At 69.1% G+C, this 8,960-nt stretch carries 6 protein-coding genes and 1 tRNA gene; 1 reads left to right on the plus strand and 6 read right to left on the minus strand.

What is annotated here, in order from left to right:
* Positions 1 to 334 precede the first annotated feature (334 nt).
* Entirely contained in the window at positions 335 to 2,959 is a 2,625-nt protein-coding gene (locus GT030_RS08925) for a valine--tRNA ligase (protein ID WP_161200632.1), read from the minus strand.
* A 137-nt stretch (positions 2,960 to 3,096) separates the two neighbouring features.
* On the opposite strand from GT030_RS08925, the gene GT030_RS08930 reads away from it, so the two are divergent.
* Positions 3,097 to 4,140 (plus strand): hypothetical protein, encoded by a 1,044-nt coding sequence (locus GT030_RS08930; RefSeq protein ID WP_161200633.1) that lies wholly within the window; start codon positions 3,097 to 3,099, stop codon positions 4,138 to 4,140.
* 61 nt (positions 4,141 to 4,201) lie between these two features.
* Here GT030_RS08930 and clpX read toward each other — a convergent pair whose 3' ends face one another.
* The 5 genes from clpX to GT030_RS08955 form a co-directional block, all read right to left on the minus strand.
* Positions 4,202 to 5,488, minus strand: coding sequence for an ATP-dependent Clp protease ATP-binding subunit ClpX (gene clpX, locus GT030_RS08935; RefSeq protein ID WP_086692315.1), 1,287 nt, complete (start codon positions 5,486 to 5,488; stop codon positions 4,202 to 4,204).
* Positions 5,489 to 5,658: 170 nt separating this feature from the next.
* A complete protein-coding gene (locus tag GT030_RS08940) occupies positions 5,659 to 6,324 on the minus strand; it encodes an ATP-dependent Clp protease proteolytic subunit (protein WP_086692312.1) in 666 nt (221 codons plus the stop codon).
* Between the two features lie 63 nt (positions 6,325 to 6,387).
* Positions 6,388 to 6,993, minus strand: a complete 606-nt coding sequence (locus GT030_RS08945) for an ATP-dependent Clp protease proteolytic subunit (protein ID WP_030814130.1) — start codon at positions 6,991 to 6,993, stop codon at positions 6,388 to 6,390.
* A gap of 248 nt (positions 6,994 to 7,241) precedes the next feature.
* The gene (gene tig / locus GT030_RS08950; protein ID WP_161200634.1) at positions 7,242 to 8,624 is read right to left on the minus strand and encodes a trigger factor; all 1,383 of its coding nucleotides are present in this window, start codon (positions 8,622 to 8,624) and stop codon (positions 7,242 to 7,244) included.
* 174 nt (positions 8,625 to 8,798) lie between these two features.
* Positions 8,799 to 8,875, minus strand: a tRNA-Pro gene (locus tag GT030_RS08955).
* Positions 8,876 to 8,960: the final 85 nt, after the last annotated feature.

The following is an 8,960-nucleotide window of genomic DNA, read 5'->3' on the forward strand; positions in this document are numbered from 1 at the left end:
CCACAGCCGAGCCTCGCTTCATCGCTCGCGCGTGCGCGTCCCCCTCGTTCGGCTGCGGGCCCGTGGGGGCCGGTCGCGCAGTTCCCCGCGCCCCTGGGGAACCACAGCCGAGCCTCGCTTCATCGCTCGCGCGTGCGCGTCCCCCTCGTTCGGCTGCGGGCCCGTGGGGGCCGGTCGCGCAGTTCCCCGCGCCCCTGGGGAACCACAGCCGAGCCTCGCTGAATCGTTCTCCCACTTGGCTGCGGGCAGTCGGGGCGTGGGAGGTGCCCCCGGGCCGCGGGCGAACGACAGCCCCCGGCGCCTGCACAGAGGGCCGGGGGCTGCTCATGTTCGCTTACGCCTGCGGCAGGCGGTCCAGCTGGGACCGGAGGCGGAGCATGTCCTCCTCGGCCTTGGCCAGGCGGGTGCGGATCTTGTCGACGACCGCGTCCGGGGCCTTCGCGAGGAACGCCTCGTTGCCGAGCTTGGCCGTGGCGGCCGCCTTTTCCTTCTCCGCGGCCGCGAGATCCTTCGCGAGACGCTTGCGTTCGGCGGCGACGTCGATCGTGCCGGAGAGGTCGAGGGCGACCTCGGCGCCGGCGACCGGAAGGGTGGCCGTGGCCGTGAAGGAGTCGCCCTCGGGCTGCAGGCGGAGGAGCTGACGGATGGCCGCCTCGTGCGGAGCGAGCGCCGTACCGGTCAGCGTGAGCCGCGCGGGCACCCGCTGGCCCGGCTGGAGGCCCTGGTCAGCGCGGAAGCGGCGCACCTCGGTGATGACCGACTGGAGGGACTCGATCTCCCGCTCGGCCGAAGCGTCCCGGAAGCCGGAGTCGGAGGGCCAGTCGGCGATGACCAGCGACTCCCCGCCCGTCAGCGTCGTCCACAGCGTCTCCGTGACGAACGGAACCACCGGGTGCAGCAGCTTCAGCGTGACGTCGAGGACCTCGCCCAGCACCCGCTTGGAGACCTCGGCCGCCTCCCCGCCCGCCTGGAAGGTCGTCTTGGACAGCTCGACGTACCAGTCGAAGACCTCGTCCCACGCGAAGTGGAACAGCGCGTCCGACAGCTTGGCGAACTGGTAGTCCTCGTAGTACGCGTCGACCTCGGCCACGACCGAGTTGAGGCGGGAAAGAATCCACCGGTCGGTGGCGGACATCGCGGACGCGTCCGGCAGCGGCCCCTCGATCGTCGCGCCGTTCATCAGCGCGAACCGGGTCGCGTTCCAGATCTTGTTGGCGAAGTTCCGCGAGCCCTGGACCCAGTCCTCGCCGATCGGCACGTCGACACCGGGGTTGGCGCCGCGGGCGAGCGTGAAGCGGAGCGCGTCGGAGCCGTACTTGTCCATCCAGTCCAGCGGGTTGACCGCGTTGCCGAAGGACTTCGACATCTTCTTGCCGAACTGGTCGCGGACCATGCCGTGCAGGGCGATGGTGTGGAACGGCGGGGTGCCGTCCATCGCGTAGAGACCGAACATCATCATCCGGGCGACCCAGAAGAAGAGGATGTCGTAGCCGGTGACCAGGACGGAGTTCGGGTAGAACTTCGCGAGCGACTCGGTCTGCTCGGGCCAGCCCAGCGTGGAGAAGGGCCACAGGCCGGAGGAGAACCAGGTGTCGAGGACGTCGGTGTCCTGGTGCCAGCCCTCGCCGGCCGGCGGCTGCTCGTCGGGGCCGACGCAGACGACCTCGCCGTCGGGGCCGTACCAGACCGGGATGCGGTGGCCCCACCAGAGCTGGCGCGAGATGCACCAGTCGTGCAGGTTGTCGACCCAGTCGAAGTACCGCTTCTCCATCTCCTGCGGGTGGATCTTGACCTTGCCGTCGCGCACCGCGTCACCGGCGGCCTTGGCGAGCGGGCCGACCCTGACCCACCACTGCATGGACAGCCGCGGCTCGATGGTGGTCTTGCAGCGCGAGCAGTGGCCCACCGAGTGGACGTAGGGCCGCTTCTCGGCGACGATCCGGCCCTCGGCGCGCAGCGCGGCGACGATGGCGGAGCGGGCCTCCAGGCGGTCCAGGCCCTGGAAGGGGCCGGGGGTGGTGATGACCGCGTGCTCGTCCATGACGGTGATGGCCGGCAGGCCGTGGCGCTGGCCGATCTCGAAGTCGTTCGGGTCGTGCGCCGGGGTCACCTTGACGGCTCCGGTGCCGAACTCGGGGTCGACGTGCTCGTCGGCGACGACCGGGATGGAGCGGTCGGTCAGCGGCAGCCTGATCAGCTTGCCGATGAGGTGCTGGTACCGCTCGTCCTCGGGGTGGACGGCGACCGCGGTGTCTCCGAGCATCGTCTCGGCGCGGGTGGTGGCGACGACGATCGTCTCGTCGCCCTCGCCGTACTTCATGGAGACGAGCTCGCCGTCGTCGTCCTGGTACTCGACCTCGATGTCGGAGATCGCGGTGAGACAGCGCGGGCACCAGTTGATGATGCGCTCGGCGCGGTAGATCAGCTCGTCGTCGTAGAGGCGCTTGAAGATGGTCTGGACGGCCTTGGAGAGGCCCTCGTCCATGGTGAAGCGCTCACGGGACCAGGCGACGCCGTCACCGAGGCGGCGCATCTGGCCGGAGATCTGGCCGCCGGACTCGCTCTTCCACTGCCAGACGCGCTCGACGAACGCCTCACGGCCGAGGTCGTGGCGGGACTTGCCCTCCTTGCCCAGCTCGCGCTCGACGACGTTCTGGGTGGCGATGCCGGCGTGGTCCATGCCCGGCTGCCACAGGGTCTCGTAGCCCTGCATGCGCTTGCGGCGGGTCAGGGCGTCGATGATCGTGTGCTCGAAGGCGTGGCCCAGGTGCAGGCTGCCGGTGACGTTGGGCGGGGGGATGACGACGGTGAAGGGCGGCTTGTCGCTCTTCTCGTCGGCCTCGAAGTAGCCCCGCTCCACCCAGCGCTCGTACAGCGGCCCCTCTACGTCGGCCGGCGCGTACTGGGTCGGCAGTTCGGTCTCGGGCGCTGATGGCTGCTGCTGAGCGTTCTCGGTCACGGGGGTCAGTTTAGAGGTGCCGCGGGGTGCTCCCGAAACGCGTTTGTTCTGTAACGGTGCGGCCCCCGGTGCCACCCGTTCTCCGCCGCTGGGCAAGGATGGCGGCAACACCTGAACATCTGGAGGGGAACCCAGCCATGAGCAGCAACCAGCCGGGCCCGTACGGCGGACAGCCCCCGCAGCCGGGTCCTTACGGTCAGGCTGGTCAGCCCGGCCCCTACGGGCAGCAGCCCCCGGCCCAGCCGGGCCCCTACGGCAGCCCCGGACCGTACGGCCGGCCTCCGCAGGCGCCCCAGCCGGGCTACGGCTACCCGCAGTCCCCGCCGCCCCCGCCCGGTCCCCCGGCCCCGCCGCAGGCCCCCTACGGGTACCCGCAGCAGCAGGGCGTGCCCCAGCAGCCGGGCCCGTACGCCCAGCCCCAGCAGAACCCCTACGGGCAGCAGCCCCCGCAGGCCCCCTACGGGCAGGCCCCCTACGGCTCCCCGCAGCCGCCGGTGCAGGGGCGCAACAACTCCAGGCGGAACGGGCTGATCATCGGCGCGGTGGCCGTGGTGGCCGCCGTGGCGGTGGGCGTCTACGTCCTCGCCGGCGGCAGCGGCGGCGGCGATGTCGCCGACGACGGCCCGCACAAGCTCGTCACGCCCTCGACGGTGCTCTCGGAGTACAAGAAGGGCAAGAGCGACAACGGCGCGATGACCAAGGACGACCTGAAGGACGCCGAGAACTGGGGCGTCGAGGACCCGAAGGACGTCAGCGCCGAGTACGCGGCCGGGAACGTGGACAACCCGCTGAGCAAGAAGGTCATCGAGTTCGGCGGGGTGTACGGCAGGATCGCCGACCCGGAGAAGACCGTCGACGGGCTGTTCGCCTACATGAAGGACCAGAGCAGCAAGGACGCCGAGCACAAGTACAAGCTGATCGGTGAGCCCAAGCGCTACGAGCCGGAGGCGCTCGGGGACGCGGTCCTCAAGTGCCAGCAGGCCAAGGGCGACACCTCGGGCAGCGGCGAGGGCGTGCCCAAGGAGATGACGTTCTCCTTCTGCGTGTGGGGCGACCACAGCACCGTCGGCTTCGTGATGCCGATGGACATCGCCACCCTGGCGGCGGGCCGCAGCAGCGACCCGGCGCAGGACGCGGAGCTGACCGCCAAGTTCCGCTCGGCGGTGCGCGTCAAGGCGTGAGCCGGAGACACGCGGAAGGGCCCCGGCCGGTCGGCCGGGGCCCTTCTTGCTGCTCTGCGGGTCAGGCGGTCTTCTGCTCGCCCTGGCCGCGCCCGCGGGAGTCCCTCGGGATCAGCGTCGGGTTGACGTTGGAGTGCACCACGTCGGCCGTGATGACCACGCGGGCCACGTCCTTGCGGGACGGCACCTCGTACATCACCGACATCAGGACCTCCTCCATGATGGCGCGCAGGCCGCGCGCGCCGGTCTGGCGGAGGATGGCCTGGTCAGCGATGGCCTCCAGTGCCTCGCGCTCGAAGTCCAGCTCCACGCCGTCCAGCTCGAAGAGGCGCTGGTACTGCTTGACCAGGGCGTTGCGCGGCTCGACCAGGATCTTGAGCAGGGCCTCGCGGTCGAGGTTGTGCACCGAGGTGATGACCGGGAGGCGGCCGATGAACTCGGGGATCATCCCGAACTTCACCAGGTCCTCCGGCATGATGTCCTCGAAGATGTCCTTGGCCGCCAGCTCGCGCTTGGAGCGGATCGTGGCGCCGAAGCCGATGCCCTTGGCACCCGCCCGCGCCTCGATGATCTTCTCCAGGCCGGCGAAGGCACCGCCCACGATGAACAGCACGTTCGTCGTGTCGATCTGGATGAACTCCTGGTGCGGGTGCTTGCGTCCGCCCTGCGGCGGCACCGATGCGGTGGTGCCCTCCAGGATCTTCAGCAGCGCCTGCTGGACGCCCTCGCCGCTCACATCGCGGGTGATCGACGGGTTTTCGCTCTTCCGGGCGACCTTGTCGATCTCGTCGATGTAGATGATGCCCGTCTCGGCCTTCTTGACGTCGTAGTCGGCGGCCTGGATGAGCTTCAGCAGGATGTTCTCGACGTCCTCGCCGACATAGCCCGCCTCGGTCAGCGCGGTGGCGTCCGCGATGGCGAAGGGGACGTTGAGCATGCGGGCCAGGGTCTGGGCCAGCAGTGTCTTGCCGGAGCCGGTGGGGCCGAGCAGGAGGATGTTGGACTTGGCCAGCTCGATCGCGTCCTCGCGGCCCTGGCCGCCGCCGTTCTCCCCGGCCTGGACGCGCTTGTAGTGGTTGTACACCGCGACGGAGAGGGCCTTCTTGGCCGCTTCCTGGCCGACCACATAGCTCTCGAGGAACTCGTAGATCTCGCGGGGCTTGGGCAGTTCCTCCCAGCGCACCTCGCTGGTCTCCGCCAGCTCTTCCTCGATGATCTCGTTGCAGAGATCGATGCATTCGTCGCAGATGTACACACCGGGACCTGCGATGAGCTTCTTGACCTGCTTCTGGCTCTTGCCGCAGAACGAGCACTTGAGCAGATCGCCGCCGTCACCGATGCGTGCCACGGTGTGCTTCCCCTTCGCCTGGGAGACGACTGGACACAGAACGGGTCCAACGACTCCTGGTGCTGCCTTATGTCGACGGTACCTTGCCGGGCCCCGTGTTCGGGCCCCCCTTGGCAGGGTTCACTTTGACGTGCACCCTGCCAAGAGGGCCCGGAAGTGCGCAACTTCGGTCAGCGGACCGCTTCGTTGTTCATCTTGCGGGTGGAGATGATCTGGTCGACGAGGCCGTACTGGAGCGCCTCCTCGGCCGTGAGGATCTTGTCGCGCTCGATGTCCTCGCGGATCTTGTCCAGCGGCTGGTTCGAGTGCTTCGCGAGCATGTCCTCGAGCTGCTCACGCATCCGGGTGAACTCCTTGGCGATGATCTCCAGGTCGGAGAGCTGGCCGCGCCCGGTGGAGCCCGCCGGCTGGTGGATCAGCACGCGCGAGTTCGGCAGCGCCATGCGCTTGCCGGGGGTGCCGGCGGCGAGCAGGATGGCCGCGGCCGAGGCGGCCTGGCCCATGCACACCGTCTGGATGTCCGGCTTGACGAACTGCATGGTGTCGTAGATGGCCGTGAGGGCCGTCATGTCACCGCCGGGGCTGTTGATGTAGATCGAGATGTCCCGGTCGGGGTCCATCGACTCCAGGCACAGGAGCTGCGCCATGACGTCGTTGGCCGAGGCGTCGTCGATCTGGACGCCCAGGAAGATCACGCGCTCCTCGAAGAGCTTGGCGTAGGGGTCGTACTCGCGGACGCCCTGGGAAGTGCGCTCGACGAAGCGCGGGATGATGTAACGGCTGTCGGGGCGGGGGCCCTCGTACATGCCGCTGGCGGCGCCGGGGAAGTTGCTCATGGGGTGTTCACCGTCCTGGTGGCGTGCTGGGAGCTGTCGGTGGCGTGCGTGCGGGGTGGCCGGTCAGGCGCCGGTGCCGCCGCCTCCCGGGACACCCGAGGCGTGCGTGATGATCTCGTCGATGAGACCGTACTCCTTGGCCTCCTCCGGGGTGAACCAGCGGTCGCGGTCGCCGTCGCGGATGATCGCCTCCACCGTCTGGCCGGAGTGCTCGGCGGTCAGCTCGGACATGCGCTTCTTGGTACGCAGCAGGTACTCGGCCTGGATCTTGATGTCCGAGACCGTACCGCCGAGGCCCGCGGAGCCCTGGTGCATCATGATGTCCGCGTGCGGCAGCGCGAAGCGCTTGCCGGCGGCGCCGCCGGTGAGCAGGAACTGGCCCATCGAGGCGGCCATGCCCATGGCGATGGTGACCACGTCGTTCGGGATGTACTGCATGGTGTCGTAGATCGCCATGCCGGCCGTCACCGAGCCGCCGGGGCTGTTGATGTAGAGGTAGATGTCCTTCTCGGGGTCGGCGGCGAGGAGGAGCAACTGGGCGGTGATCTTGTTGGCGATGTCGTCGTCGACCTGCTGGCCGAGGAAGATGATCCGCTCGCCCAGCAGCCGGTTGTAGACCTGGTCGCCGAGGCCACCACCGATGGAGGGCTCGCCGGCGGCGGTAGGCATCAGATTCGTCACGTATCCACCTGCTCGTCTTACGACGGCGCCGGGCCGTCTCACGTCGTCCTGCCGGGGGCTTGGCGGGGTCGGCTGACTCCCCTGCCCCCCGTATTCATGGACCCTAACGCTCTGGTCCCCCCGGTGAATCCCGTGGAAGCAGGTGTTCGCCGGGGGCGTAGTGCTGCGTGGTGATGCAGCAGGCCCCCGGAAGACTCGCTTCCGGGGGCCTGCTGCCAAACGGACGTACCTCGGGGTCAGCCCTCGGTCTTCTCGTCGGCGGTCTCGGTGGCCTCGGTGACCTCGGTGGTCTCCTCGGTCTCCTCGTCCTCGTCGTCCAGGTCGACGATCTCGCCGTTGGTGTCCTTGACGGTGGCGGCCTCGACGACAACGGCCAGGGCCTTGCCGCGGGCGACCTCGCCGACGAGCAGCGGAACCTGGCCGCCCTCGACGACGGCCTGGGCGAACTGGTCGGGGGACATGCCGGAGGAGGCGGCGCGGCGCATGAGGTGCTCGGTGAGCTCCTCCTGGTTGACGCCCAGGTTCTCCTTCTTCACCAGCTCGTCGAGGACGAACTGGGTCTTGATGCCCTTGACCGCGGCCTCACGGGTCTCGGTCTCGAACTCCTCGGCGGTCTTGCCCTGGATCTCCAGGTACTTGTCGAGGGTCAGGCCCATCTGGCCGAGCTGGTGGTGCTCCAGGTTGTGCTTGCGGGTGTTGACCTCGTCCTCGAGGAGCTTCTCGGGGACGGGGACCTCGACCAGCTCGAGGAGCTTGTCGAGCACACGCTCCTGGGCCTGGGTGGCCTGGTCGTACTGCTTCATGCCGGCCAGCCGCTTGGTGCTGTCGGCCTTCAGCTCGTCCAGGGTGTCGAACTCGGACGCGAGCTGCGCGAAGTCGTCGTCCAGCTCCGGCAGTTCGCGGGCGGCGACCTGGGTGACCTTGACGGTGACCTCGGCCTCGCGGCCGGCGGCGGAGCCGCCCTTCAGCTCGGAGGTGAAGGTGGCCTCCTCGCCGGCGGACAGGCCCTTGACGGCCTCGTCGATGCCGTCGAGCAGCTCGCCGGAACCGATGGTGTAGGACACGCCGCTGGCGACGCCGTCCTCCAGCACCTCGCCGTCGACCTTGGCCTCCAGGTCGATCGTCACGACGTCGCCGTCCTCGGCGGCACGCTCGACCGGGGAGGTCGAGGCGAAGCGCTCACGGAGCTGCTCGACCGACTTCTCGACGTCCTCGTCGCTGACCTCGATGGCGTCGACCTCGACCTCGATGCCGGAGTAGTCCGGGATCTCGAGGGTCGGGCGGATGTCGACCTCGGCGGTGAAGTTCAGCGTCTCGCCGTCCTTCAGCTCGGTGATGTCGACCTCGGGCTGGCCCAGCGGGGTCAGCTCGGCCTCGTTGACCGCCTCGGTGTAGAACTTCGGGAGCGCGTCGTTGACGGCCTCTTCGAGCACCGCACCACGACCGAACCGCTGGTCGATGACGCGGGCCGGGATCTTGCCCTTGCGGAAGCCCTTCACCGTGACCTGCTGGTTGATCTTCTGGTACGCCGCGTCGAGGCTGTCCTTGAGCTCCTCGAAGGGCACCTCGACAGTGAGCCGAACCCGAGTCGGGTTCAGGGTCTCCACGGCGCTCTTCACGGTTCGGTCTCCTTGTGGCTGACTTCTTGGGTTCTGCCGGAGCCAGACAGCCCCGGCGGATAGCCGCCCGGAGGAGTAGCAGGCCATGAGGCCGGACACACGGGCGCGCAGCTTGCATAGTAACCGCAGCCGGTCAGCGCCCCAAAAGGCGATCTTCACGACACCGTGAGCCAGTGGTCGGGGTGGCGGGATTTGAACCCACGGCCTTCCGCTCCCAAAGCGGACGCGCTACCAAGCTGCGCCACACCCCGTCTGGTGCGAGTCGTAGGGTACATGCCCCGGCCGGGCGCGTCGCCGCCGCGCGCGGGGCACCGGGTGCCGCGCCGGGGGCACCCC

Origin of the sequence: Streptomyces sp. SID1328 (assembly GCF_009865595.1) — a bacterium.
Taxonomy (GTDB): Bacteria; Actinomycetota; Actinomycetes; order Streptomycetales; family Streptomycetaceae; genus Streptomyces; species Streptomyces griseoluteus.

Excerpts from the sequence above, each read along its gene's own strand:
- GT030_RS08930 (WP_161200633.1), top strand. The coding sequence starts at position 3,097 with ATGAGCAGCAACCAGCCGGGCCCGTACGGCGGACAGCCCCCGCAGCCG.
- GT030_RS08940 (WP_086692312.1), bottom strand. The coding sequence starts at position 6,324 with ATGAGCAACTTCCCCGGCGCCGCCAGCGGCATGTACGAGGGCCCCCGC.
- GT030_RS08945 (WP_030814130.1), bottom strand. The coding sequence starts at position 6,993 with ATGCCTACCGCCGCCGGCGAGCCCTCCATCGGTGGTGGCCTCGGCGAC.